We start from the raw sequence: 26,703 nt of genomic DNA on the forward strand, positions 1-26,703 counted from the left end.
GGATCACTTGGTGAGCCATGACAGAATTTGCTATATAAACATATCAGCAGATGATACAATGTGCCATGCGTGAAGACCACGGAATAGCCAACCTGCTAGACCTCCACGATCAGATCATTGATCAGGACGGTGGCTATTGGGTGAAGATCGAGGCTTGGCGAGTCGAGGTGACAACAGACGTCCCACACGGAATCCGCTATTCCCTGACGCTCCACGAGCCTTACGGAAAGCGGATTTTAGGATACGACAACGCGCATGCGGTAAAGCCGCCGAGGAAGTTCAAGTATGCCGGGTGGCGCCTGACTTACGATCACAAGCACCGTCATGTGAGCGACAAAGGCGTGCCCTACGAGTTTCAGGATGCACAGCAACTCCTGATCGATTTCTTCAACGAGGTCGACCGGGTTCTGAAGGAGGCAAGGCAGAAATGAAAGCCATCGTGATCGGTATCATGCCGCAGGACAAGATTCGGGAGCGGGTCTTGTCGATTGCTCGCGGCGAGCACAAGCCAAAGTCAGGTGAACCGAAAATCTGGTTCACCTCAATGCGCTCTCTCGCCGAGGTGTTGAGCGATGAGAATCGTGCATTGCTTCAGGTGATCAAGGAAACGAATCCGCAGTCCATCACGTCCTTGGCCGAGACGACCGGACGCAAACCGGGCAACCTCTCGCGGACGCTCAAGACCATGTCGAACTACGGTATCGTCGAAATGAAGCGCGAGCGAAACCACGTCCGTCCTATCGCCAAGGCGACCGAATTCAGGATTGTTGCCTGAACTGCAATCCTTTTAAATCATACATTTAAAGCGTAGACAGTTTGTGTTGGCATACGTTCTGGCCCGCCAGGAATTAAGCAGCAAACAGTCTATGACTGATTCGATGACCCCGCCAGACGCCAGTCTACGCGGGGTTTTTCGTTTATAGCACTGCACCTCGCCAACGCAAAAACCTCCGTTTCTTCCCGTTTTCTCGCTCTTAGAGGGCGTTTTTCTCAGAACCTGTTGACCTCGCGATTTTAGTACAGGTTTTTGAAATCCTTGCAGCACAAGGCTTTGCGGTGAGGTGCTGACCGAGTTCGCGGTGGCATGCCATTTGGTTTTGTGAGGGATGCCAACGAAAGCCGCACTCGCTCAAAGCTTTGGCCCTTCACTAGGTAAAGGTTTTACTTGAATTCGTTTTGCACGAGCAGAGGAACGGTCGCGGAGATACCATTGCTTGGCCTCGTGGCCGAGGGGAATAGGATATCAATGCTGGAATCGTGGTTTGTCATGAGGAGGCTCCTATTCCTGAACCAGGGGAAACTCAATCAGGAACACGAGGCTCCGGATTGCCGGAATGGTGCGGCTCAGCGGCATTTCGCCGTAGCTGCGGCCGACAGAAATTGGTGCATGCCCGGTTAAGGCATCGCTAACCTCTTCATCGATGGATGCGGCCCGGCACAATGTCTTGAAGGTAAGAGATATGAGACCTTGGTCATTCTTGCGGCCATCCAGAAAGTTGAAAATGAGATTGGCGGAGAATCCATTGTCACGCGCACAGGCGGAAATACACAGTTCGCGAGCCTCAAAATTGGCGCAGGTTTCCGCTAGGGTTTTGGGGGGCGCTGTCCTATCATTATGGTTATCCATGGATCGCATCCTTTTCTGAGTGGTTCAGAGTCGATGCGAATGATTGTCGACACTATAGTATTTTTTGTCAACCCTAAAAGGCGATATGCGTAAGCTTTCTGACGCCCCAACACTCGGTGGTGGGGCTGAATCATCAACTGAGAATCGTACTACAGGGAAAACTCTAGCCTCACGGTTGGTGTTGATTATCGGGAGCGAATCGGTGGCCTCCTTTGCCAGGCGAAGCGGGGTCGGCGAGAGTTTGTTGCGCAAGTATTTGAATGGTGCCCAACCAAATGCAAGCAATTTGGTGTTGCTTGCCGATGCTGGCGGTTGCTCGATCGATTGGCTGGCTGCAGGTCGGCCGCCAAGGATGCGGGCCGATATTTCTGATAATGCTAAGGGGCTTGAGGATGCATCGGTTGTTGGCAATGAATTTCTAGTTCTAAAACAATATCGCGCGGCAGATTCCGATCAAAAGACTGCTGTCCGCGTACTGCTCGAGGCCATTGAGCATCCAAGCGGTGGCGCTTGGTACCGGGCGGGTCAGGCGATCACCAATATCGCCAATATTTTCCCGCGCAAGAAGGATTAGTCCGGCATTATGTAGCAGCTACCCCACCCTAAATCAACGACGTACACGTTCCGGTTCTCCGATCTAGACATTTTTTTGGCGGGCTCACCTGTTGAGCCCTGCGTTTCGTAGACTGACTCACACCAACCCAACACCTGAGCCAGTCATGACCATCCATTTCCTTCTCTCGGCCGAAGCCCGCACGCTGTCGGTCCTTCAGGTCGCCGGCATGAGCGACGATGAAGCCTTTGTCCTGTTCCGGCGCCTGCGCTGGGGCGAAGGCGACGAAGTGGTGTGCCCGCATTGCGGCACCGAGCACCGGCACTACTTCAAGGCCATGAGGGACGCAGAGGTTAATTCAAGAAGGGATTCAAGGCTGCGCGCTCACGGGTGCGCAGCTTTTTTGATGTGCGCCCGGCAGGGCGCACTTACTTGGAGGAGAAAGTCCTCTACTCGCCCGACAAGGGGAAGAGTTAGCTGAACGGCAAGGGTGTCGCGGGCGACTGCGAATCTGGAGGAGGCCGAAGGCAAAGCGCTGGCCTGACGAACAGGAAGCGGATACGAGGCGGCGTAGCGGGGTGAGGTGTCGATTATCATCAAAGCCCGAAACTTGTAAGGAACGCTACGACGTATATCCGAAAGGCATAAGCGTGAAGGTAGGTGCGCAATACCCGGGGAGATCTGCATGCGTGTCTAGTGCTACCGACATCGAGAGGTATCGGGATGCGCATGCAGAAGTCAGCAGAAGGCATAGTAGGTTGAGGGTGCATGGGAAGCGGCAGGGGTGGTCGGGCGGGCCAAGGTAATACTCTTCGACTTGTTGCTTCAGCAGTCGATTGATATGCTTCCGATGTCCTTTCGCGATTGCGTTACTAATCCAAAGCCAAGTGAAGTGGGGCAAGACAGACCCGTTCCGCCCGTGTAAGCCGTACATCTCCATCGTTGCCACACCTACCAATGCCGTCAAATCCTCTGCGGCGCTAGATCGCCGCACTTGTATGGAAGCCCCAATAATCAGAGTTTCTTCGGCTGGCGGTGTGAACGAGAAGTTTTGCCTTCAGAAAGAGGTGGTGTGATGACAGGGATGTCCAGCCCGGGGTATTTGATCTTGGCCATGGCCTGTGCCAGAAATTTCAGCGAATGGCCACTGCCATATCCCCTGCTGACACTGCCGTTCGTATGTCCGGTCAGCGCATCATGGATTTCCTCGCCTAAGCCGGCATCCCGGCAGGCATCCTTAAAGCTATGTCGTAGGCTGTGGAAAACCTTTTTGGGATTGCTGATTTTGATATTCTTGCGTAAATATCGTCCGAACCACTTGCTCCAGTTGCCGGTGATGTGTCCGAAGCGGTCGGGAACAAGATTTGGAAAAAGCTGTTCGGAGCCTGTATGGGTAATGGCATCGCGATATTTGATAAACCCCGCTTTGAGGAGCGCCGGATGAAGCGGTACTTTGCGGCGTGAGGCTTCCGTTTTGACACTCTTTTCCTGACCCTCATCGCCCCCTTCATCAATAACATGAATAAAGTAGCCGGCGATGGGGTCCTTAAGGACATCATTGACCATAAGTTGCCCCAGTTCGTTCTCCCTCGCCCCTGAAAACAAGGAGAGCAAAGGTAACCATACGGCGGCCTCACCAGCGCCACCAATTGGCCTTTCACCACCCGAATAGAGGGGACAAGTCAGAATGAGCTTCAGATCCTCAAGGTCAAAAGGAAGTCGGGAGACCGGTTCGACTTTCGGTTTGTTAACCTTGACCTGAGCGGCCGGGTTGGCCTCAAGACGGTCATTTGAAACAGCGTGGTTGAGTATGGCCTTCAGATGCACAACTTTATTGGACACCGTTTTGAAATGTAACTTCCGCTCAACAAGGGCGTCTTTGAAGGCCACAAAGTCGGCCTTGCGAAGTTCGGAAGCGGGCTTGTCACCGACGATGTCGAGGAACAGAGTTACGGTGGCTTTATATGTCGCCTCTGTTTTGGATGGACGCGGTGTCGCTGTACGCCAGTATTCGTAAAAATCCAGCAACCCCGGCTGCTTTGAAACACTGGGGTTCAAGGGGTAGGCTCGATCCTGGGTGACGATACGTTCCGTCTCGACAACCTGCCCGGCATTTCGTTTCCGGATAAGGTCATTGGCTTCAGTTGCCGCCTGGAGGAAAGCAAAGCCCAGACGTTGAAAGTCCCCCTCGGGAACATCGAGTTCAATACCAAGGAGATAGAGCATACTGTTCAAGGCCGGCGCGATTACGGCCACGTCTCCGCGAGCCAAAGCCTGTTGGAGAAGCTCCTGCGTTGCATTGGCCTGAGCATGCAGTTCGGTGAATTCGTCTGCATCGAGGCCGACACAACGACGCGCATCGTCGTTAGCTAAAACCTCCCACATCCACCGTTTTTTGAATTGGTCGATGAAGTCTGGATCAATCTGGCTGACCCGCCGGCGAGCAATTTTGCCGCGCGCTGTATCGCGCTGGTAACGATGCCGCTCAAAATCTTCTGTGATGGATGCCGCTTTAAGCCGGCATAAGGAAGCGGCTTCTCGTTTATCTGAAGTGCGGAGTGATAACTTGAGTTCCCACTGACCGTTATAAAATGACCTCAGATCTTCGGGGATACGGATGCGGAAGTAGTATCGGCTCCCCCGCTTCAAGAGATGGGTTTGACCATGCATATTGCCGCCTTTCGACGTCACGGTGTACCACCCTTGTGTACCACTTTAACTCCCGAGAACCCAGCAACAATCGGGATTATAATACAATCAACAACTTAAATCGTCCTTGGCGGAGAGGGCGGGATTCGAACCCGCGGTGGGATGTTATCCCACACACGCTTTCCAGGCGTGCGACTTAAACCACTCATCCACCTCTCCAGAAGAGGGCGCATTCTAGCAGAAGCATTCTGGATCAACAAACTCGGCTGGCAATTCACGAAATTCGTTCAGACGCACACCAAGCCGTTCAGTTCGCAGACGACCTGCCGGACATAGGCCAGAAAAATCCACAGCAACAAGAGCAGGAAGAAGGCTGCAAAGGGTATGTACTTGTCTGCAATCATCTTTGGCGTAATGAAGCGTGTCGCCAACATGGCAGGGCGCGTAATGATGCGAAATAGCTGAAAAATAATATTCTTTTCACGCGAGCCGCCGGCAAGCATGAAAAGTAAACCCTGTGCCAGGATGAACATACCGGCAATTTCAGCGAGCGCTCTCAGTACAGAGAGAATTTGTAGTTCGATAATGACCATAGGCTTTTCTATAGAAGGACGGATCCTAAGCGACGCCAACCACCAAGCCTTGCAGCCGACCAGAATACTGCTTGATTCCAACTCTGGATTTCGAAACACACTGGCGAAACGGATTTAAAGAACAACTCATCAATCAGTTCACATCCATTCATCGCCCTCTCGAACGCCGTATTCCTTATCGAGTTTATTCATGTATCTGGCGTAGTACCAGATGATTGATACATAGATTATCAGCGACCCTTGAGCGCCCATATAAAACCCCAACGGGAATCCAAAAATCGTGATCCCGCCAAGCTCACGGGCGTAGTAGCTGACAACGAAGGTAACCACAAACCATATAGCCAGGAGAATTGAGGTTATACGAAGGTTTCGGCGCCAGTATTCTTTGTGCTTTTTTGTAAGTTGCATCTACGCCTCCCCGTGCGGTGAAATTTCAGCAAGTGACAAGGTGCGGGTCAGTGACGAAAAACATCAGGGTAACGGACGCTCTCAACGAAATTCTGGATTTCACGACTTGGAGGATCACCGAACAGACTGACTACGATGATGGTTACAAAGCCTACGGCCACACCCCAGATCCCAGCAGAAGTTGACTGTATGCCCAGCCATGGCTCCATACCGATGCCATTGATACCGAGCCATGGAATGGAGTCAAACTGTACGCGCACCATGTAGTACATCGTGACCAGAAGGCCAAGCACCATTCCACTAATGGCTCCTGCCTTGTTGGCGCGCTTCCAGAAGATACCGAGTACCAGGGCCGGGAAGAAAGCCGCTCCGGCCAGCGAAAACGCCCAGGCCACCATGAATAAAATAGTAGCCGGCTTTTGTGAGGCAACCATTGCCGCCAATACGGCAACCACGAGTAACAAGGTTTTTGAAACAACCAGCCGCCACTGAGTGGTCGCATTGGGACGGAATATTTTGTAATAGACGTCATGCGAAAAGGCTCCGGCTATCGTCAGCAATAATCCGTCGGCAGTCGACAAGCCGGCGGCCAGCGCCCCAGCCGCAACCAGTCCGGAAATAACGTAGGGCAAACCGGCGATCTCGGGGGTAGCCAGCACGATCACATCGGGATTGAGGGAAAGCTCGGCAAGCTGGAGAATTCCATCGTGGTTGATGTCCTCGATCGACACCAATCCAACTTTACCCCACGCGCCAATCCAGCTTGGCAGTTGAGCAATCGTTGAACCCACCAGGTTCGAATATATCTCGTATTTGGCAAAAACGGCATAGGCGGGAGCGGTCAGATAAAGAGCGAGGATGAACAGCAGCGACCAGAAAACAGAATTTCGCGCTTCACGCACACTCGGTGTCGTGTAATAGCGCATCAGGACATGCGGCAAGGCCGCCGTGCCCACCATCAGACAAAAAACGAGGGTGATGAAATTGAGTCGCGCCGTATTGCTTGCGGCTTCATCCTTGCCCGGATAGGGCTCTACATGATGGATAAGTTCGCCAGCTCGCTGCGTGGCCTGCCGCATCAACGAATCCCAGTAATCACGTGCAGCCTCGGGAGACTTCGGCAACTCCCGGCGTTGCCGCTCAAGGGCAAAGACCTCACGCATCTGCACGTTAGTGTCTTTCAACTGGTTAATTTGTACAGAAAGTATGCGCCTCTCTTCAGCAAGCGATTCAGGCAGGCCGGATATTCGGGCAGAAAACGCATCGGCGCGCTCAAGATAAAGACGCCGCACATCCATCTCGGCGGGGTCACTCGAAATCCTTTGTTCAAGCACTTCGATTTTCTGCAACACCTGACCATACATGATTTGCGGCACGGGGACGCCAGTGGCCTTGTACGAAAGCATGGCCACCGGTGCGACGTAAGCAACGATCAACACCAGATACTGGGCAACCTGCGTCCAGGTAACCGCACGCATGCCACCGAGAAAGGAGCAAACGAGAATTCCGGCCAAACCGACAAAAACACCAATCTCGAACTGCAAGCCAACAAAGCGACTGGTAATGACGCCTACGCCGTAAATCTGCGCAACCACGTAAACAAAGGAGGCCAGGACAGTGGCAAAAACACCGACCAGGCGCGCCGCACTGCCGCCGTAGCGGGCACCGAGAAAATCAGGAATGGTGTATTGACCAAAGCGCCGCAAATAAGGAGCAAGTAGTAGCGCGACCAGGACGTAACCACCCGTCCAGCCCATTACATAAGCCAGCCCTTGATAACCCGTGAGAAAGAGCGTGCCCGCCAATCCGATGAAGGACGCGGCGCTCATCCAGTCGGCACCGGTGGCCATGCCATTGAACACCGCCGGGATTCTTCGACCGGCTACGTAGTATTCGGCAACATTCGATGTCCGGGCCATCACCCCGATGGTGCCGTACAGGATCAGTGTCAGGAAAAGAAAGGCGTAGCCAATCCAGCGCGGGGGCATGCCGTAATGCTCAAGGATGCCCAGCGCCAGAATGAAAGAAAAAAAGCTGCCGGTATAAAGGGCGTAATAGCGACGCAGTTGACCGGAGGAGTCAGTCATCTGGCTTGCTTGGCGTGACATTCGCTCAAACCGCTGACAAAGCCATCCGCGCACTCCGAAAGTGATCGTGTAAATGAAACTGTCAGGCCAGCGACTATCATGACGTGGATTGGAGCCCGATCAGTGAGCGTTAGCGGCGATCATGCATCCAGCGCCGCGCCTTCTCTATCTTTAGAAAACTGGCTGGAGAATCTGCGCCTTTTTGACTGCCAGCGGCAATCGCTACCTGCAAAAGTTTTGCCGTTGCGTAGGCATCGGAAACTGCGTTATGGCGCAAGATGTTCTCGATTTCAAAAATATCAAGCCAGTCATCAAGCGACATTTTGACCTCCATTCGGTCCTGAAACAGACTGGGAAGCACCCAGGCAAGATCAATCCAGGTCTGTCCAAGAACTACTCCGAGATACTCAGCCATCGCCTTTTCGATCATCGACTGATCAAAAAAGGCGTGAAAAGCAACCAAAGGTGCTTTGCCAATATACTGGAGAAAGGCAAGAAGTGCTTCAACCGGATCCATCCCTTCACTCTGGGCGGAACCGCCAATGCCATGAATAAGAATGTTCTCATGGGTGCTCACCTTGTCTTGCCGCAGCACAACCTGAAAAACATCGTTGAAATCCATCCGACCGTCGACCAGCGCCACCGCACCAATCGAGATCAGGCTATCCGTCTTCATGTTCAGTCCGCTGGTTTCAACATCGACAATCACATAGCGGCAACGGGTGTGCTCTAGATCAAGATCGGCCTCAGGCAACTGTTGCCAAGCCTCAATGACCTGACGCTGTTCTGGCGAGAGTACGACCTCCCGCTGCGCATTGGCACTACCGAAAAGTCTGGAAAACCAAGCCATGATCAAAGTTGATAATCAAGTTTGAGACGCTGCTGAAGCTTGCGCGCCTGGCGGAACGCCTCTTTCAGGATGCGCCGGTCAACCTCGTTCAGATCGTCCGGCCGGACCAGATTGTCGCCCTCCCGGCCTTGTGTCTGTTCCGAGTGCTGACGGCGCAAACGCATAAGCTGTATGAAATTGAAGCCATCGACCGCTGCCGCAGCCTCTTCAGGTGGAATATGCATCTTCGACGCTGACAGCTTGATGCGCTGCACCGTGTTGGTGGCCGCAACATCATGCGCCAGGGCAAATATGCGCGCCGCGTCGATGAACAGACGCGCGCCATACTTCTTGAGGTCGATGTTTCCAGGATGTTCCGGATCGGCATCGGTCACGAAATCGCGAAACTTGCCGAGTGGCGGCAGAATGCTATTGGCGTTTCCCGCCATCATGCGAAGAAAAAGCGGATTGCTGCGTGTCCGCCGCAGAAGTGTCAGGCGCATGCGGTCGGCCAGATTGAACTTGCCGAACAGCGGCCTGAAGTCGAAGAAGATCGTCGAATTGAGCAGCGCCTGGGGCTCCGGCATACGAATCCAGTTGTCAAACTTCTCTTCCCACTCCTCCAGGGTCAGACACATGCCCGGATTGCTGGCCATGATTTTTCCGGTACACAACGGAAAACCACACTTGTCGAGATCCTCATTAACGTCACGTGCGAACTCAAGCAGCAGCAACTGTGTCTGCTCCCGATCCATGATGTCAGTACAGATATAGACAATCCCGTTATCCTGATCGGTACTGAAGGTCTGCTCGTCGCGCCCTTCGGAACCGAACGACAACCACGCCCACTCAATGCCATACAGGTCATGTTTATCCAGATTGATCTGAATGACGCGACGCGTCAGCGTATCGTTCAGCGCAGAAATGAACTGGGTGATCTGCTCAGCACCGACGCCCTGTGCGAGCATGTTGAGCGAAAGCTGGCGAACGTCCTTGCTGGCCATCAGCAGCATGTCGATACTGGTCGCCGAATCGATCGTCTGCCGGATCTGGCGCAGCCCGACACGTTGCAGTGTAAAGAGGTCGCGCTCCGAAACAACGCCTTTCAGATGTCCACCCTCATCGACTGCCAGCACATGGCGCACCCCATGCTTGGCCATTGCCAGTGCCGCGTCGTAGGCGTTGGCGGCAAACGGCAAGGTGTGCGGATCAGGCGTCATGACCAGATGAATCGGGCCGTCAAGTGAGGCGCCTGACAGAACAACACGTTTCAGCACATCGGATTGTGTGAAGATGCCGACCGGTTGCAGGTCAGCATCGACGATAATCATCGAGCCGATACTGCGACTGGCCATTACTTCAATGACCTGACGCGTTGGCGTATCCGGCGTAACCGAGATGGGATCCTTCTTGATGATCGATGCCAGCGGCGAATTCATCGTCTGTTGCTCGGCAACGTGCTGGGAAAAATGCATCTGCAACTGCTGGCGAGACTGACTGAGCAGACTGGCGAGATATTGCGTGCAGAAGAGATTGAAAACCGAACTTTGCTGCATCAGCACGAGGAAAACCTCGGCCGGCAGTTCATAGCAAAAGACATCCTCAAGTGCCGTATAGCTGCTGCTCGAAGGACGCTGCGCTATCACCGGTCCGATCGTAAAACATTCGCCGGGTCCCAGCGTCATCGATGAATGTTCCATCACGCTCACTTCACCCGTATGACGAACTAGAACCTTGCCTCGCTGCAAGATACGAAAGATCCGCACCACACCGGTATCCGGCGAAACAATCAAGGAGGCCTTTGGGTAATAGGCCAGCTTGACGCTATCGCCAAGAAACTGAAGATCATCCTGCTCCATGCGATCAAACGGCGGGTAGGACCGCAGAAATTTGATCATTGCCGAAACCAGCATCTCCGTCGCATTGTTGCTCATCCCTGCTCCCTGATCAGTACGCACCCCAAGAGTGTTTGCTCAGGGCGACTGCGCTTGCCCTTCAGCGCAAATGGTCAGGCCGGCACACTGAGTGTACCGGCCCGAAGAGCGGTCTGTAATTGCCGCTTAGTCCTGCTTATTGCATCGACTATAACCCGTTTATCCGGGAAATGGCGATGCAGCCTCCTCACCCAAACAAAATCAATTGCCTCTTAACTGATCGAGAATCGCCGGATTCTCCAGAGTCGAAACGTCCTGCGCAACTGCCTCACCCTTGGCCAACGAGCGGAGCAGACGGCGCATGATCTTACCGGAACGTGTCTTCGGCAGATTGTCGCCAAAGCGAATGTCTTTCGGCTTGGCAATCGGACCGATTTCCTTGCCGACGTGATTCTGCAATTCCTTGATCATCTTGGCCGAAGCCTCGCCCACCGGGCGTGCGCCCTTGAGCACGACAAAGGCGCAGATCGCCTCGCCGGTCAGATCGTCAGGACGCCCAACCACGGCAGCCTCGGCCACCATCGGATGCGAAACCAGCGCGGATTCGATTTCCATCGTACCCATGCGGTGACCGGAAACATTCAGCACATCGTCAATACGGCCGGTAATGGTGAAGTAGCCGGTATTGATGTCGCGCACCGATCCGTCGCCGGCGAGATAAAGCTTGCCGTTGAAATCATTCGGGTAATAGGAAGTCTTGAACCGTTCCGAGTCATTCCAGATGTTGCGGATCATCGACGGCCATGGCTTGGTTACGACCAGCAAGCCACCCTTGCCCCAATCGAGTTCGGTACCGGTTTCATCGACGATAGTTGCCTGAATGCCAGGGAAGGGCAGCGTGCACGAACCCGGAACCATTGGCGTCACGCCCGGCAGCGGAGTAATCATGTGGCCGCCGGTTTCCGTCTGCCAGAAGGTATCAACAATCGGGCAACGACCACCACCAACATCGTTGTAATACCACATCCATGCGGCCGGATTGATCGGCTCGCCCACCGTACCCAGCAGGCGCAGCGACGACAGGTCGTACTTGGTCGGCGCTACGGCAGGATTGGTGTCACAGGCCTTGATCAGCGAGCGGATCGCGGTCGGTGCGGTGTAGAAGATATTGACCTTGTGATCCTGGATCATCTTCCAGAAACGGCCTGCGTCGGGATAAACCGGCACGCCTTCGAAAACCATCTGGGTACCACCGCAAGCCAGCGGGCCATAGGTGATGTAGGTGTGGCCGGTAACCCAGCCGATGTCGGCCGTACACCAGAAGATATCATTCGGTTTCAGGTCGAACGTCCACTTCATGGTCAACACGGCATGCAGCATATAGCCGCCGGTCGAATGCTGAACGCCCTTTGGCTTGCCAGTAGAACCCGAGGTGTAAAGCAGGAACAGCGGATGTTCGGCTTCGACCCACTCCGGCTCGCACACTTCTGATTGGCCGGCGATCACGTCGTCCCACCAGATGTCGCGACCGGCAACCATGGTGCAGGCGCCGCCAGTGCGCTTGAATACGATCACCGTCTTGATCGTGTCGCAACCACCGAGTTCAATACCTTCATCGACGGCTGGCTTGAGCGGAAGCTTCTTGCCGCCACGACACTGCTCGTCCATGGTAATCACGGCAACGGCGCCGGCGTCATTGATCCGGTCGCGCACCGATTGTGCGGAGAAACCGCCGAACACGACAGAGTGAATGGCTCCGATGCGGGCACAAGCCTGCATGGCAACAACGCCTTCGATACCCATCGCCATATAAATAATGACGCGGTCGCCCTTCTTGATGCCCTTTGCCCGCAGCCCGTTGGCCAGCTTGCTGACCATGACCAGCAGTTGCTTGTAGGTGACTTGCTTTACTTCGCCGTCATCCGTCTCAGAAATGATCGCTACCTTGTCGCCAAGGCCGGCCTCGATATTACGGTCCAGACAGTTGTAGGAGGCATTCAGCGTGCCGTCGGCAAACCATTTGAAGAAAGGCGCATTGGACTCATCGAGTACCTGCGTAAAAGGCTTCTTCCAGCTCACATGCTCACGTGCCAGACGGGCCCAGTAGCCCGTGTAGTCGTTGGTTGCTTCGTCACACAGCGCTTTGTAAGCATCCATGCCGGAAATCGTAGCCTGCTTGACGAACTCGTCAGACGGCTGAAAAAACGTAACAGACTCATTCTGGGACATATTCCATCTCCTGTGCTGTGTTAAAGAGGCTTGATAATTTGTGCGGGCGCGCACTGTGACAAACCACACTCATGATTCACAACCCGGCGTGACGGCAAGGCCGGAAAACGCCTTTGCCATAAAAAAATATCACGTGAATTGAAACGAATTAGATGCTCCTTATCTTACACATCACTTACACGAACTGGCTTGAAGGGCTGATTATCCTTGGAATCCCAAGACCCATATCATGGTTACGCAAGGCCCGAGATCGAACCATGAGGTGATCCAAAAAAACTATCAGCATCGACGCAACGCATTCGAAGACCGAGGGAAAATTGCACAATTTATTGATCAACAGCCCCTTGGTACGCAGCAAATGGAAGGATTGATTGATGATAAAATTCCCGCTTGCAAATTTCAGCACCAGCAACCGTCACCGCCAATAAATCCAGCATAAAGAAAACCCCCTGCCCCTACGCGGAATGCCCACCAAAACCTTTGATAGAAAGCCTGAAATGACCAACATTCGCCAGGAAGATCTTATCCAGAGCATTGCCGATGCCTTCCAGTACATCAGCTACTACCATCCGCTCGATTTCATCAAGGCGCTGGGCGAAGCCTACGATCGTGAGGAATCTCCTGCGGCCAAGGACGCGATTGCCCAGATCCTGACCAACTCGCGCATGTCCGCTGAAGGCCACCGCCCGATCTGCCAGGACACCGGCATCGGCATGGTCTTTCTCAAGGTCGGGATGGACATCCAGTGGCCGGACGCCACGATGAGCCTGCAGGAGATGGTTAACGAAGGTGTCCGCCGCGCCTATGCCGACCCGGACAACCCCTTGCGCGCCTCGGTACTCGCCGATCCCTACGGCAAGCGCAACAACACCAAGGACAACACCCCGGCCGTCGTGCATTTCGAAATTGTCCCCGGTCACCACATCGAAGTCATCTGCGCGGCCAAGGGTGGCGGCTCGGAAGCCAAGGCCAAATTCGCCATGCTCAACCCCTCCGACGACCTCGTCGACTGGATTCTCAAAACGGTACCGACCATGGGCGCCGGCTGGTGTCCGCCCGGCATCATCGGCGTCGGCATCGGCGGCACGCCGGAAAAGGCGATGCTGATGGCCAAGGAATCGATCATGGCGCCGGTCGACATTCAGGAACTCAAGGCCCGTGGAGCGAGTGGTGCAAAACTCACCCGTGCCGAAGAACTGCGCCTCGAACTCTACGAAAAAATCAACGCCCTCGGCATCGGTGCCCAGGGTCTGGGCGGCCTCACCACCGTGCTCGATGTCAAGGTACTCGACTTCCCCTGCCACGCCGCCAACCTGCCGGTTGCACTGGTTCCCAACTGTGCGGCTACGCGTCACATCCACTTCCATCTTGACGGCTCCGGCCCGGCCAAACTCGAACCGCCGAAGCTCGAAGACTGGCCGGCCGTGACCTGGACGCCGGATCTCAAGACGGCGACGCGCGTCAACCTGAACACGCTGACCAAGGCCGAAGTTGCGGCCTGGACGCCCGGCCAGAAACTGCTGCTCAACGGCAAGATGCTGACCGGCCGCGACGCCGCCCACAAACGCATCGCCGACATGCTGGCCAAGGGCGAAAAGCTGCCGGTCGACTTCACCAACCGCGTCATCTACTACGTCGGCCCGGTTGATCCAGTCCGTGACGAAGTAGTCGGACCGGCCGGCCCGACGACGGCCACACGCATGGACAAGTTCACGCGCATGATGCTGGAAAAGACCGGCCTCATCTCGATGGTCGGCAAATCCGAGCGCGGCCCCGCCGCCATCCAGGCCATCAAGGACAACAAGTCGGCCTACATGATGGCCGTTGGCGGTGCGGCCTATCTGGTGGCCAAGGCCATCAAGTCGGCCAAGGTCGTCGGCTTCGCCGATCTCGGCATGGAAGCCATTTACGAATTTGACGTTCAGGACATGCCGGTCACCGTCGCCGTCGATTCAAGCGGCACCTCGGTGCACAACACCGGACCGAAGGAATGGCAGATCAAGATCGGCAAGATTCCGTATAGCGAACCGGCTGCCCACTGATCGCTGGACGCAGAGCACAAACGAAGCCGGCCATGCGCCGGCTTTTTTCGTCCGGTAGAGTAGAGAACAGGCTTTCGCCTGCCCTCCCTCATCAAACCGCGCATGCGCTATTAACGCACACGGCCTTCCGATGTTCTTCACACCGAGGCATGCACATTTTCCCGCACAGTGCTTTGCCAGCGCGACTGAGGATGTCGCGCTTGAACACTCAAACCTTGATCCAAAAAAACCGCAGTTCAAACCACGGCGACACGGCGGGCACAGCGAAAAGCCTCAGTTTTTCAGGATAACAGGCGTGGAATGGCGATCTTCAGCCAGGCACCGCCAAGAGCCGCATCCAGTCTGGCTCTCCCGGCATCATCAATGGAGATGACCGATTTACGCGGCTTCCCGGCCGAGTCCTGAGAAACCCAGTCCGGATGAGCCGGAACCAGGTCAGGCGTAGGTCATGGTGATCATATCGGTTCTCCCAAAGTGGATGAGAGTTCTATTGCAAGCCCTGTGCCATCCCGGAAAACCAACTTAACCGACTGTTTTAATACAGTTGTTGCTCCGCAAGGCTTTGTCGTTTTTGCGACAAACCGTCAGGCGAGTGTGCGAAAGCGCGATTCTGAAGAAGGCGCTCGGCGCGCGTGACCCATCGTAGGGTGCAATAAGCGTAGCACATTGCACCCTACAACGTTGTAACCGCATGGATAGGCAATCTGCAAGGTATACGCCTGAAGAGTGCCGTGTTTATTGGCTCTCAGGAGATACACGCCACAGAACGCCTATTGACGATCGGTGCAGCCCCGTTCCAGATTCAGCGCCAGCAAGCGGCGAAGAACAGCATAGTGGCGACCTACAGGGATCGCGAGTATCTTGTATGCTTTTTTGATGGTGCCCTCCTTGCGTTTCTGCACCATTAGGGTCATCTAACCTGCCAAAGCTATACTTGGCGCAATGATTTACCTGCACAGACTGCTCCCGCTTCTAGTTTCGCCCATCGCATTGTTACTATTGCTGATGGCGTGGGCTGCTATCAGGCGATCACGCCCTGCGGCACTGTTAGCCATGTTGTTGCTCTACGCAGCCAGCATGCCGTTGCTGTCGGACCGACTGTTCCGATCACTTGAGCAACAGCAAATCCGATTACTTCCGACGACAGTGACGCCAGCACAGGCAGTTGTAGTGTTAAGCGGCATGTTGCACGGTGTGCAGGGTGAGCGAGGGGTCGTTCATGAATGGGGAGAAGCCGCCGACCGATTTTTTGGTGGAATGGAACTCTACGAGTCAGGCAAGGTTCCGCAACTGGTTTTTACCGGTGGGAAGTTGCCCTGGCAGAACGAACAGGAGCCCGAGGGCGAAGTACTGCGGCGTTTGGCTCTTCACTTGGGTGTACCTGCCAACGCAGTGACAGTAAGCGAGCCGGTACAGAACACCGAACAGGAATCTGTCGCAGTGCGGAAATTGCTAGAGCCGGGAGTGCAACGCATTGTGCTGGTAACCTCAGCCTTCCACATGCCGCGCGCGCAACTGTTGTTTGAGCGAGCAGGATTTGTCGTGACGCCCTACCCGGTAGACCTCCGGGTAACTGTCCGTGAAACCACACCGATGGACTACCTGCCTGATGCCCACGCCCTCTGGATGACTGACATTGCATTGCGAGAGTGGCTGGGGCGCGGCTATTACTTTTTCAGCTCGTAGGGTGCAATAAGCGTAGCGCACCCCAAGAGTATTTGCTTCGCGGCGCATTGCACCATCGGCGATTTGTGCCCCTAGGCGATTTCGCAGGCGCAATGCGCTACGCATATCGCACCCTGCAACGCTGTAAGCTCATGGATAGGCAATCTGCAAGCCTAATGCCTGAAGAGTGGCGTATCTATTGGCTTTCCAGCCATCATTACCATAGACCACCTGTTGGCGTGTCCTGCAGACCGATTCGCCGGGGACATTCACGCCTCAACCCGACGCGTAGGTGTAGCAACCTTTCGGACAAACCCGGCAGCAGGAGCCGCAGCCGATGCAATCGGCGGCATCGGCCAAGGACATGACCATCATGTCATCGTCGTCTGCATCGAACTCGCGCTCGACCAGATCCAGGACGTTGCGCGGACAAACCTTGTAGCAGCGGCCGCAAGTTCATCGAACAACGGCGCGACATGCCAGAACTCGCCGGCAATGTTGTATTCGCCGATCAGATTCACGTCGTAAGTCGGCAGCCCGTCGGCGCGCGGTGCGGCGGGAAGCGGCTCGCGGGTGCCGATCACATGCTTGAACATGGCTTCGCCGGCCAGCCGGTTGCCGAGGTTCTTGGTGCCGTAAAAGCTTGCCGCATCGACCGGCACCACCGGCGTTCCCCAGCGCGCGCTGGCGTCCTTGCAGACGGCCTCGACATCGTCGCCGACCAGCGCCCCGTCAAAGGAACAACCGCCGGCCGTGGCGCCCGGCTTCGGTCGGGCGCACCCGGATTTTTCCTTCGTGTTGTGGCTACAGGCTGGCTCGTCAGGCAAGGCCCGGATTTCGCTGGCTTTCATGGTGCTCTCCGGTGGTATGAAGAACATTTTGCAAGACCGGTGCCACTTTTAATGCGCTGATTTAATTGAGTTTATAGGTGGATCAGTTTGTCACAAAGCCGACAATCCAGCGGTGCAGCGGCGGTATCGTCACAAGTGGCTGGTCAGCCTGTGAAAAATTCATAAATCCATGGCCCGAGGCCAGGCTACGCGCCCGCAAAGGCGCAAAGGGGCAAAGGAAACGCAGAGGAACCCCATTGTTTGAAAAGGTTTTCTTTGCGAAACCTTTGCTCCTTTGCGCCTTTGCGGTGGGGGCCGGGTATTTTTTCGCAGCTTCTGAGAGCCAATATCCATGCGCTTCTTCAGGCATTGGTCAAGCCCGGAATGACGGTGGATGGTTAGAACAAATTTACCCTGGCGAAGAACCAGACTTCTGTCATCCACAGGAGCTATCAGGCTAGAATCGGCCCTTGGCTACGGTCGACTCAGGTTCTTGCATGAAATTTCTCTCTTCGCTCCCGCTCGGCGGGCGTAAGGTTCTTATGGCACTGGTGCTGGTGGCCTTGATGGCGGCCGGTGCCTTTTTGCTTTTCGCTGCCGGCCGCGAAATTCCGCCGGCCCTGGCCGCGAAGGGCGCGGCCAGGCCGGCGCTGACGGTCACCCTGGTTGCGCCGCAGACCTTTGACTGGCCGAAGGTGCTGCCAGCCAATGGCAACGTCGTCGCCTGGCAGGAGGCGGTGATCGGGCCGGAGATCAGCAATTACCGGATCACCGAGGTTCTGGTACAGGTCGGTGATGTGGTGAACAAGGGGCAGGTTCTCGCGCGTATCGCCAGCGATATCGTGGCCAGCGAATTGGCCGAGGCGCAGGCTGCGGTGGCCGAATTGCAGGCCAGCGCGAGCGAGGCGAAAGGCAATGCGGCACGGGCTCACGAACTGCGCGAAAAGGGCTTCTACAGCACGCAACTGAATACCCAGTACCAGACCGCCCAGAACACGGCGGTGGCACGCCTGGCTGCCGCTCAGGCGCGCCAGCTAGCCGCCGCTGTCAAGATGAGCAAGACGGCGGTGCTGGCGCCCGACGCAGGCGTGATTTCAGCGCGCAGCGCGACGGTCGGTTCGCTGACCCAGGCCGGGCAGGAACTGTTCCGGCTGATTCGAGGCGGCCGCTTGGAGTGGCGGGCCGAAGTGCCGTCGGCCGACCTGGCCAGCCTCAAGCCGGGGCAAGTGGCGGCGTTGATCAGTCCGGGGGGCGAGAATGTCAAGGGGACAGTTCGCGCCGTGGCACCGAGCGTCGATCCGCAGACCCGCAATGGCTTGGTCTATGTCGATCTGCCGAAAACCTCGGCGGTGCGGGCCGGGATGTTCGCCCGTGGCGAGTTCGAACTGGCGCGCAGTCCGGCGCTGACGCTGCCGCAGACGGCGGTGGTGTTGCGCGAGGGTTTTGCTTACGTGTTCCGGCTTGAGGCGGCGGACCGCGTGGCGCAGGTCAAGGTCGTGCCCGGCCGCCGGGTCGGCGAGCGCCTGGAGATCGTTTCCGGCCTGGCGCCGGATGCACGCGTCGTCGAGAACGGCGCCGGCTTCCTGGCCGACGGCGATCTGGTGAAAGTCGTCGAAGGCAACTTCAGGCCGTGATCAACGTCTCCTCATGGTCGATCCGGAATCCGATTCCGGCCATCCTGCTGTTCCTGCTGCTCACGCTGGCCGGCCTGCTCGCCTTCAAGGCGATGAAGATCCAGCAATTCATGGACATCGATTTGCCGACGGTGACGGTGACCGCCTCGCTGCCGGGTGCCGCCCCAGCCCAGATGGAAACCGAGGTGGCGCGCAAGATCGAGAACTCGGTTGCGACGCTGCAGGGCATCAAGCACATCTACACCAAGGTGCAGGATGGCACGGCCATCGTCACCGTCGAATTCCGTCTGGAGAAGCCGACGCAGGAAGCCGTCGACGACGTGCGCGACGCCGTTTCCCGCATCCGCTCCGACCTGCCGGGCGACCTCAATGACCCGGTGGTCAGCAAGATGAGTGTCACCGGCGCGCCCATCCTGACCTACACGGTGGCCTCGAGCCGAATGGACGACGAGGCGCTGTCGTGGTTCGTCGATAACACGGTGACCAAGCGCATTCTCAGCGTGCGCGGCGTCGGTGCGGTGGCCCGGGTTGGTGGAGTGACGCGCGAAGTGCATGTCGAACTCGATCCGGCCCGGCTGCTTGCGCTCAATGCCACAGCCGCCGACATTTCCCGGCAGTTGCGCCAGATCCAGCAGGAGGCTTCCGGCGGGCGCTCCGATATCGGCGGCGTCGAGCAGTCGGTGCGCACCATTGCCACAGTGCAGTCGGCGGCCGAACTGGCGGCGATGGACATCGTTCTTTCCGACGGCCGCAAGATTCGCCTCGATCAGGTGGCGACGGTCAGTGACAGCGTGGCCGAAGTCCGCTCGGCGGCCTTGCTCAATGGCCAGCCGGTGGTCGGTTTCGAAATCACCCGCAGCCGCGGCGCCGGCGAGGTAGAGGTCGCCGACAACGTGAAGATCACGCTGGAAAGGCTGAAGGCGGACTACCCGGATATCTCGATCACCGAGGCCTACAATTTCGTCGATCCGGTGCGCGAGAATTTCGAAGGCTCAATGTCGCTGCTGATCGAGGGCGCCATCCTCGCCGTCATCGTCGTCTGGCTCTTCCTGCGTGACTGGCGCGCCACACTTGTCTCGGCCACCGCGCTGCCGCTATCGATCATCCCGGCTTTCGCAGTGATGTATCTGATGGGCTTCACGCTCAATGTCGTGACCCTGCTCTCGCTGTCGCTGATCGTCGGCATCCTGGTCGATGACGCCATCGTCGAGATCGAGAACATCATCCGCCACCTGCGCATGGGCAAGACGCCCTACCAGGCGGCGATGGAGGCGGCTGACGAGATCGGCCTGGCGGTCATCGCCACGACCTTCACGCTGATCGCCGTCTTCCTGCCGACGGCCTTCATGGGCGGCGTTGCCGGCAAGTTCTTCGTGCAGTTCGGATGGACCGCGGCGATCGCCGTATTCTTCTCGCTGGTCGTGGCGCGGATGCTGACGCCGATGATGGCCGCCTACATTCTGAAACCGCTCGGCAAGGAGCATTCCGAACCGGGCTGGCTGGCCCTGTACACCGGCTGGGTGACCTGGTGCCTGCAGCATCGCGTGCTGACCATGCTCGCTGCAGCCATTTTCTTTTTCGGTTCTTTCGCCCTGGTGCCGTTGCTGGCGACCGGCTTCCTGCCAGCGGACGACTCGTCGCAAACGCAGGCTTATCTCTCTCTGGCGCCGGGCAGCACCTTTGAGGAAACCCTTGCTGCGGCGGAGAAGGCGCGCCTTCTCGTCGAAAAGAATCCGCAGGTGAAGCTGGTGTACACCGCCATCGGCGGTGGCGCGGCAGGTAGCGATCCTTTTGCCGTGCGCGGCGCGGCGGAGGTGCGCAAGGCCACGCTGACGATCAATCTGACGCCGCGCCTGGAGCGTGGCGGGGTCAAGAAGCAGAGCATCGAGCGCGAACTGCGCGAGGCGCTGGCTGAACTGCCCGGCGTCCAGGTCAAGGTCGGCCTGGCTGGGGCTAACGAGAAATACGTGTTGGTGCTGGCCAGCGAGAACGGTGCGGTGCTGGCCGAACACGCGCAACTGGTCGGGCGCGAGTTGCGCACCATTCCCGGCATCGGCAATGTCACGACGACGGCCAGCCTGGTCCGCCCGGAACTGGTCATCCGCCCCGATTTCGCGCGCATGGCCGACCTCGGCGTGACCTCGGCGGCCATCGCCGACACCTTGCGCATCGCCACCGCCGGCGACTACGACCAGGGCCTGGCCAAGCTCAATCTGGCGCAGCGCCAGGTGCCCATCGTCGTCAAGCTGCCGGCAGCGGCACGCCAGGACCTGAGCCTGCTCGAGCGCCTGACGGTGCCCGGCAAGCATGGCCCGGTGATGATCGCCAACGTGGCCAGCCTGACCCTGGCCGGCGGGCCGGCCGAGATCGACCGCTACGACCGCCTGCGCAACATCAATTTCGAGATCGAGTTGAACAACCAGCCACTCGGCGAGGTGGAGAAGCAGGCACTGGCGCTGCCCAGCCTGCAAAACCTGCCACCGGGCGTGCTGCAGACCACGGTGGGCGATGCGGAAGCGATGGGCGAGCTGTTCGCCAGCTTCGCCCTGGCCATGGCCACCGGCGTGCTCTGCATCTATATCGTGCTGGTCCTGCTGTTCAAGGATTTCGTCCAGCCAGTGACCATCCTGGCGGCGCTGGTGCTCTCGGTGCCGGGCGCTTTCCTCGCCCTGTTTATCACACAGACGGCGCTGTCGATGCCGTCGATGATCGGCCTGATCATGCTGATGGGAATCGCCACCAAGAACTCCATCCTGCTCATCGACTACGTCGTGCTGGCTCGTCGCGAGTACGGCCTGGATCGTTGGCATGCGCTACTCGACGCCTGCCGCAAGCGCGCCCGGCCGATCATCATGACAACCGTGGCGATGGGTGCCGGGATGATGCCGATTGCCCTGGGTATCGGCACCGACCCAAGCTTCCGGGCACCGATGTCCATCGTCGTCATCGGCGGCCTGATCACTTCGACCTTCCTCAGTCTGCTGGTGATTCCGGTGGTATTCACCTACGTCGATGATCTGATTGACAAAGTGCGGAGCGTGCTGGGACGGAAAACGAGCTAGTAGTCAGACATGGTGAAATCCATGGATAGCCCCGTCATTCCGGGCTTGACCCGGAATCCAGAGGTGCACCACTGGCTCAGCCATCACGTCTTTTTCCAACAACCACGGCGCCTCTGGTGATACTGAAGCCGACATCACCTACGGACGATCCATTTCCGTCGGATTGACGAGTGCATAATTCCGACGTTCCCATCGAGATCGGCACAACATTGATGACATCGTAACCCGCTGAATCAAGCTGTTCATATACATCTTGCAAGTTCTGGGAAAATTCATTCAAATCGATATATCGTTGTGAAACCCTGGCTACTTTTTCTTTTATGAAAAACCCTTTTTGACCATCAAATGTCCCCAGGGAAGTCCAGAACCATGTGGTTTTAAATTTGTTTGCCACATAACCTCCTAGAGTTTTTCCATGAACTTGTTGTCAAAAGCAGCAAGTCAAATCTCATGCGATAACCGCTGTTATTGCGTTGCGCCTACCCCACGATAAGTGGGGTTCTTCCTCTTTTCCTTTTCTATAAAGGCGACCAGACATTTAACCATTCGGCAAGTGAAACGGCGTTTTCCTCTACGACAGGCAACCTGCGCTCAACCCTTTTTCGGCGCTCACGTCCGACAAAGGGCACCTCAACTTCATCACGCCGTCGGTCATGGCTGTTACGGTGAGTTGCAGATTCCGATTTGGTGAACTTGTTTTTGAGCATATTTCGATCTCCGAATAGGAAAAACGGGAAACATTTATCTCGACGAGGCATGTTGGATGCAGTTTTTAAATACCTGCCAAACTGTACAAAGAGTACCTGCCCAAGCACGGGTAATAAAAACCCAATTGTGCATAAAGCAGTTACCCCATATGGGGTATTTTCAGGAGGCTCAACGACCGAGGCCTGAAGTCAGGATCGAGGTTTCGCTGCCAGGGTCTGCAAGGCACTGCTCACTTCGCCAACCAGCGTCGTCCAGTCTCCCATGCGGTGCTGACGGAAGAGACGCATCACGCCGGGATACCAGGGTGAATCGCTGCGCCCGGTCAGCCAGCGCCAATCGGTTTTGTAGTCAGGAAGGAGCACCCAGCAAGCTTTGCCCAAGGCACCCGCCAGATGGGCAACGGCGGTATCGACAGAGATCACCAGATCCAGATTTTCGATAATCGCCGCCGTATCGGCAAAGTCGGCTATCTGCGGACCCAGATTGACTACAGGCAGGCCGGCTGGCGGATTGTCTGCCTCATCCTCGCCCGCCCCTTTTTGCAAGCTGAAGAAGCGCGCACCGGCGCTTGCGCCCAATGGAGCCAGTACTTCCAGACTGTGAAGCGATCGCTCCGCATCGTTCTCGAAGCGTGGATTGCCTTTCCAGACCAGGCCGACGCGCAGCTCTGCGGGAACGCTTTCCCTGCCCAGCACGGCAGACCAGTGCTCGACCTTCTTCCTGTCGGCGCGCAGGTAGGGCAAGTTGGCCGGAATCGAATCGAGGCGAGTCTGGCAATGGAACGGGATGCTGAGCGGCGGCGTCCAGAAGTCCCAATCGGCTACTGGCGGCGGCTCATCAAGGGCGATGACATGATCGACGCCATCCAGGGTGGCGAACAGTGACTTCAAGGCCGGATGACAGATGACGCTGATCTGTCTGGCGCCCTGCGCTTTCAATACCGCCGCGTAGCGACAGAACTGAATCATGTCGCCATGACCGGCCTCGATGCCGATCAACAACGATTTGCCGTGCACCGGCTCACCTTGCCAGCGCGGACACGGCAGACAGGTTTCCAGAGGGCGATACCGGTTGCGCGCCTCAAGGCAGCGCCAGCCTTCTTCGAACCGTCCCTGGCGCAGCAACAGGTAGCTGAAATTGAACCTGGCCAAGGCGTAATCGGCATCCAGCTCAATCGCCCGGCGATAACTCGACTCGGCCTCGACTTCCTGCTTCAGGCACGCTTGCAACACCCCCAGATTAGACCAGCCGGAAGGTGAATCCGGCATCAGGCTGAGCGCCTGCCGATAAGCCGCTGCAGCCTCCGCAAAGCGTTTTTGTGCAGCCAGCATGACGCCCAGATTGAGACGGGTTTGCCCGTCATCGGGATGGCAGGCGAGGGCATGCAAGTAATGGATCTCGGCCTCGACTTGCCTGCCCGCTTGGTCCAGCAACAAGCCGAGGTTGGCATGGACTTCGGCAAAGTCGGGCACCTGCCTGATCGCCTCGCGAAAACACGCTTCCGCCTGGGCGGTATCGCCATCAGTCCAAAGGCGATTTCCCTCGAAGAAAAGGGCTTCGGCGTTAGTGATTTCCTCGCTGGTCGGCTCCCTGCGCTGTGAACTCAAAGCCATGCCTCAAGCCCGATGCAGCTGTTGCTCAAACTCCGCCAGTGGCAACGGCCGCCCGAACAGATACCTTCGAAGCCGTTATTCAGGACCCGATCAAGCGCCGGATTCACGCCCGGGTCGGTTATTGGCTTGAGTACCCTGGCCGGGTCGGGGTGCATGATTGTCAGCCGATCCGGGCCGACCAGATAGAAATAACCGGACTGCCCGACCCGAGTGGATATCAATGGTTCGAGAAGGCGCGACTTGTGCAGGTTGACTACGCCCCCGAGAATTCCAACCAGTTTGCCTTCGCCATTGCGGATTGGCGCCGCAATCACGACCATGGGTTGTTTGGTCGCTTTTCCCAGAATCGGCTTCGAGAGGGTTGCCTGCCCCTTGGTGATCACGCCCTGGATGTAATCACGCTCCGTCATGTCCAGCCCCCGCCGCCCGGGAGCGATCGGCCAATCGACGAGCAAAATGCCTTCCGCAGAAAACAGATGAAAATCGTCGATCAGGGTTGAAAGACTTGGCGAATCGCGGAAATAGCGCTCGACCTCGGCGCTGTTATTCAGGGAAGCCAAAGGAAACTTGCTGGCCATGGACTCCAGAATGGAGATGCGCAATAGAACCTTCTCATCCAGTTCGGTGGCTACACGGCTGACCAGAACCTCAAGCTGCCCCGACAGGCTTTGTTTCAACTCGTCGCGGGCAGCAGAAAACAGCAGCAATGCCTGGGTCAGGAGCAGAACGCTCAGAACCAACCCGGCCGCCAATCCGATCTGGGTTCTCAGGCTGAATTGCCGAAGCTTGCTCCCTGCTTGCGTGGCGAACTTCAATGGCATCGATAACCCACAATTCGGCGTGAAGCCTGCGAACTGGACATTTTACCACTATGCAGGAAGGGGCTTTGCTTGTTCGTAGTGAGTTGGAAGAGCTCGGGAGGCCTCGCGCTTAGGCAATCTTGGCGTGGCATGCCTGATGATCCGCATGGATACTGCCTTGCAAGGAATACCCACTGTAGATCACCTTTTGAAGCGCCTTGCAGAGCACTACTCCGTAGTGCCGCGATTCATTTCGCCCAGCCCCTTGTATCAATTCCACACTCGATAGACGCCGATGCCGACAAAATGGTAATGTTTAAACAAACCGCAAAGAACTTTTCATGGGAGCCTTGCCATGCAGGAACAATCGTTTCAACACTACCTCCTCGGTTTGATCGCGGTAGCCAATAACATCCCGGCAATCCCGCTTTATCTGGCCTTGTGCAAGGGGCGCAGCGTGGCAGAGCAACACCGGCTCTGCTTTGTTGCCTCGCTGACCTCGTTCATCACCATGATGGTTGCGATGCTTACCGGCATGACCATCCTCAACTTCTTTGAAATCAGTATCGACGCTTTCAGAATGGCTGGCGGCCTCCTTTTGCTCAATACCGGATTGGGGATGATGAATTCAAGTCAGGAGGCAGTTGTTATTGAAACTGACGATTCATTCGCCAGAATCCTCTCGACGGCAATTATCCCGATCTCCATTCCGCTGACAACCGGTGCCGGCACCATGTCTACGGTCATCCTGTTTACCCAGGGCATCAATCACTCCGAAACCCTGGAAGCCAAGTTGCTGGGTGCGATTGTCTGCATGACAATCCTGATCTATGTGTCGTTCAGATATTCGCCAATCATCATCCGGATACTGAAAGATACCGGCATGGACGTTCTGACCAAGGTATTCGGTCTGATTACCCTTGCGCTCGGCATCCAGTTCATCTTGAGCGGTATTAAAGGGGCGTTTCCGAAATTCGTCTGAGCTTGAAGCGGCCAGGAAAGATGCGCCCAGGCACTTTAAATGGCGGAGCCAAAAACCGATCGCAAATTGATAAGGGCAGACTCGAATGATGCTGGTGTTAAACAAATACCACTTGGTGGATCGATGGAGTCTGACCCCATCGATTCGTCTTGAGCGGTATTAAAGGGGCGTTTCCGAAATTCGTCTGAGCTTGAAGCGGTCAGGAAAGATGCGCCCAGGCACTTTAAATGGCGGAGCCAAAAACCGATCGCAAATTGATAAGGGCAGACTCGAATGATGCTGGTGTTAAACAAATACCACTTGGTGGATCGATGGAGTCTGACCCCATCGATTCGTTATGCCCACCTGCAATTTTGTAGGGTGTGAAACGCGAAGCGTTGCGCACATTCAGGCGGATCAAACACATCGATGCACGCGGGGGATTCCGCGTGCGCAAAGAAAAGAATTTGCGCACCCTACCGGGCTGCCTTGCAAGGAATACCCACTGTAGATCACCTTTTGAAGCGCCTTGCAGAGCA

Annotated in this window: 24 protein-coding genes and 1 tRNA gene; 9 read left to right on the forward strand and 16 right to left on the reverse strand. The window is 56.5% G+C overall.

Translation table 11 applies throughout. The features are described 5' to 3' along the window. The first annotated feature begins 65 nt into the window (after positions 1 to 65). Entirely contained in the window at positions 66 to 431 is a 366-nt protein-coding gene (locus ACOYNV_RS16175; RefSeq protein ID WP_422900825.1) for a toxin-antitoxin system TumE family protein, read from the forward strand. Next, positions 428 to 775 carry a transcriptional regulator gene (locus ACOYNV_RS16180; RefSeq protein WP_422900826.1) on the forward strand — a complete coding sequence of 116 codons (348 nt, stop codon included), beginning with the start codon at positions 428 to 430 and terminating at the stop codon, positions 773 to 775. Before ACOYNV_RS16175 ends, ACOYNV_RS16180 begins: the two co-directional genes overlap by 4 nt. Before the next feature lie 504 nt (positions 776 to 1,279). On the opposite strand, the gene ACOYNV_RS16185 is transcribed toward ACOYNV_RS16180, so the two are convergent. Further along, a complete protein-coding gene (locus ACOYNV_RS16185) occupies positions 1,280 to 1,627 on the reverse strand; it encodes a hypothetical protein (RefSeq protein ID WP_422900827.1) in 348 nt (115 codons plus the stop codon). A gap of 85 nt (positions 1,628 to 1,712) precedes the next feature. Here ACOYNV_RS16185 and ACOYNV_RS16190 point away from each other — a divergent pair, with 85 nt between their 5' ends. Both ACOYNV_RS16190 and ACOYNV_RS16195 read left to right on the forward strand, forming a co-directional pair. Continuing rightward, complete coding sequence (locus tag ACOYNV_RS16190) at positions 1,713 to 2,201, forward strand: helix-turn-helix domain-containing protein (protein WP_422900828.1); 489 nt, start codon at positions 1,713 to 1,715, stop codon at positions 2,199 to 2,201. A gap of 145 nt (positions 2,202 to 2,346) precedes the next feature. Beyond that, a complete protein-coding gene (locus ACOYNV_RS16195) occupies positions 2,347 to 2,661 on the forward strand; it encodes a transposase (protein ID WP_422900829.1) in 315 nt (104 codons plus the stop codon). A 533-nt stretch (positions 2,662 to 3,194) separates the two neighbouring features. Here ACOYNV_RS16195 and ACOYNV_RS16200 read toward each other — a convergent pair. The 8 genes from ACOYNV_RS16200 to acs form a co-directional block, all read right to left on the reverse strand. After that, positions 3,195 to 4,871: a DUF6538 domain-containing protein gene (locus ACOYNV_RS16200; RefSeq protein ID WP_422900830.1), complete on the reverse strand. Its 1,677-nt coding sequence runs from the start codon at positions 4,869 to 4,871 to the stop codon at positions 3,195 to 3,197. 86 nt (positions 4,872 to 4,957) lie between these two features. Continuing rightward, a tRNA-Ser gene (locus tag ACOYNV_RS16205) sits at positions 4,958 to 5,048 on the reverse strand. 68 nt (positions 5,049 to 5,116) lie between these two features. Further along, positions 5,117 to 5,422 (reverse strand): hypothetical protein, encoded by a 306-nt coding sequence (locus ACOYNV_RS16210; protein ID WP_422900831.1) that lies wholly within the window; start codon positions 5,420 to 5,422, stop codon positions 5,117 to 5,119. Positions 5,423 to 5,560: 138 nt separating this feature from the next. Next, positions 5,561 to 5,830 (reverse strand): DUF4212 domain-containing protein, encoded by a 270-nt coding sequence (locus ACOYNV_RS16215; RefSeq protein ID WP_422900832.1) that lies wholly within the window; start codon positions 5,828 to 5,830, stop codon positions 5,561 to 5,563. Between the two features lie 47 nt (positions 5,831 to 5,877). Next, on the reverse strand, positions 5,878 to 7,917 hold the full coding sequence (locus tag ACOYNV_RS16220; RefSeq protein WP_422900833.1) for a sodium:solute symporter family protein: 2,040 nt from the start codon (positions 7,915 to 7,917) through the stop codon (positions 5,878 to 5,880). A gap of 130 nt (positions 7,918 to 8,047) precedes the next feature. Continuing rightward, complete coding sequence (locus ACOYNV_RS16225; protein ID WP_422900834.1) at positions 8,048 to 8,767, reverse strand: exonuclease domain-containing protein; 720 nt, start codon at positions 8,765 to 8,767, stop codon at positions 8,048 to 8,050. 2 nt (positions 8,768 to 8,769) lie between these two features. Then, complete coding sequence (locus ACOYNV_RS16230) at positions 8,770 to 10,680, reverse strand: DUF294 nucleotidyltransferase-like domain-containing protein (RefSeq protein ID WP_422900835.1); 1,911 nt, start codon at positions 10,678 to 10,680, stop codon at positions 8,770 to 8,772. 201 nt (positions 10,681 to 10,881) lie between these two features. Continuing rightward, on the reverse strand, positions 10,882 to 12,849 hold the full coding sequence (gene acs / locus ACOYNV_RS16235; protein ID WP_422900836.1) for an acetate--CoA ligase: 1,968 nt from the start codon (positions 12,847 to 12,849) through the stop codon (positions 10,882 to 10,884). Between the two features lie 497 nt (positions 12,850 to 13,346). Here acs and ACOYNV_RS16240 point away from each other — a divergent pair, with 497 nt between their 5' ends. Continuing rightward, positions 13,347 to 14,891 (forward strand): fumarate hydratase, encoded by a 1,545-nt coding sequence (locus tag ACOYNV_RS16240; protein WP_422900837.1) that lies wholly within the window; start codon positions 13,347 to 13,349, stop codon positions 14,889 to 14,891. Between the two features lie 1,053 nt (positions 14,892 to 15,944). Next, complete coding sequence (locus tag ACOYNV_RS16245; RefSeq protein ID WP_422900838.1) at positions 15,945 to 16,577, forward strand: YdcF family protein; 633 nt, start codon at positions 15,945 to 15,947, stop codon at positions 16,575 to 16,577. Positions 16,578 to 16,832: 255 nt separating this feature from the next. Here ACOYNV_RS16245 and ACOYNV_RS16250 read toward each other — a convergent pair whose 3' ends face one another. The 3 genes from ACOYNV_RS16250 to ACOYNV_RS16260 form a co-directional block, all read right to left on the reverse strand. Then, positions 16,833 to 16,973 (reverse strand): hypothetical protein, encoded by a 141-nt coding sequence (locus tag ACOYNV_RS16250; RefSeq protein WP_422900848.1) that lies wholly within the window; start codon positions 16,971 to 16,973, stop codon positions 16,833 to 16,835. Beyond that, entirely contained in the window at positions 16,928 to 17,407 is a 480-nt protein-coding gene (locus tag ACOYNV_RS16255; RefSeq protein WP_422900839.1) for a nitrogenase component 1, read from the reverse strand. Before ACOYNV_RS16255 ends, ACOYNV_RS16250 begins: the two co-directional genes overlap by 46 nt. Positions 17,408 to 17,489: 82 nt before the next feature. Then, positions 17,490 to 17,756 (reverse strand): hypothetical protein, encoded by a 267-nt coding sequence (locus ACOYNV_RS16260; RefSeq protein ID WP_422900840.1) that lies wholly within the window; start codon positions 17,754 to 17,756, stop codon positions 17,490 to 17,492. Between the two features lie 127 nt (positions 17,757 to 17,883). Here ACOYNV_RS16260 and ACOYNV_RS16265 point away from each other — a divergent pair, with 127 nt between their 5' ends. Both ACOYNV_RS16265 and ACOYNV_RS16270 read left to right on the forward strand, forming a co-directional pair. Next, positions 17,884 to 19,020 (forward strand): efflux RND transporter periplasmic adaptor subunit, encoded by a 1,137-nt coding sequence (locus tag ACOYNV_RS16265; RefSeq protein WP_422900841.1) that lies wholly within the window; start codon positions 17,884 to 17,886, stop codon positions 19,018 to 19,020. After that, positions 19,017 to 22,082, forward strand: coding sequence for an efflux RND transporter permease subunit (locus ACOYNV_RS16270; RefSeq protein ID WP_422900842.1), 3,066 nt, complete (start codon positions 19,017 to 19,019; stop codon positions 22,080 to 22,082). Before ACOYNV_RS16265 ends, ACOYNV_RS16270 begins: the two co-directional genes overlap by 4 nt. A 76-nt stretch (positions 22,083 to 22,158) precedes the next feature. On the opposite strand, the gene ACOYNV_RS16275 is transcribed toward ACOYNV_RS16270, so the two are convergent. The 3 genes from ACOYNV_RS16275 to ACOYNV_RS16285 form a co-directional block, all read right to left on the reverse strand. After that, a complete protein-coding gene (locus ACOYNV_RS16275; protein ID WP_422900843.1) occupies positions 22,159 to 22,476 on the reverse strand; it encodes a hypothetical protein in 318 nt (105 codons plus the stop codon). 502 nt (positions 22,477 to 22,978) lie between these two features. Further along, positions 22,979 to 24,403, reverse strand: coding sequence for a tetratricopeptide repeat protein (locus ACOYNV_RS16280; protein WP_422900844.1), 1,425 nt, complete (start codon positions 24,401 to 24,403; stop codon positions 22,979 to 22,981). After that, positions 24,394 to 25,224, reverse strand: a complete 831-nt coding sequence (locus ACOYNV_RS16285; RefSeq protein ID WP_422900845.1) for a cache domain-containing protein — start codon at positions 25,222 to 25,224, stop codon at positions 24,394 to 24,396. The genes ACOYNV_RS16280 and ACOYNV_RS16285 overlap by 10 nt, the downstream gene beginning before the upstream one ends. 334 nt (positions 25,225 to 25,558) lie before the next feature. Between ACOYNV_RS16285 and ACOYNV_RS16290 the strand changes: the two genes are divergently transcribed. Continuing rightward, positions 25,559 to 26,185 (forward strand): MarC family protein, encoded by a 627-nt coding sequence (locus ACOYNV_RS16290; RefSeq protein ID WP_422900846.1) that lies wholly within the window; start codon positions 25,559 to 25,561, stop codon positions 26,183 to 26,185. 223 nt (positions 26,186 to 26,408) lie between these two features. Here ACOYNV_RS16290 and ACOYNV_RS16295 read toward each other — a convergent pair. Beyond that, on the reverse strand, positions 26,409 to 26,703 hold a 295-nt coding region (locus tag ACOYNV_RS16295; protein ID WP_422900847.1), incomplete at its 5' end, for a hypothetical protein.

Origin of the sequence: Propionivibrio sp., from assembly GCF_049316945.1 — a bacterium.
Lineage (GTDB): Bacteria > Pseudomonadota > Gammaproteobacteria > Burkholderiales > Rhodocyclaceae > Propionivibrio.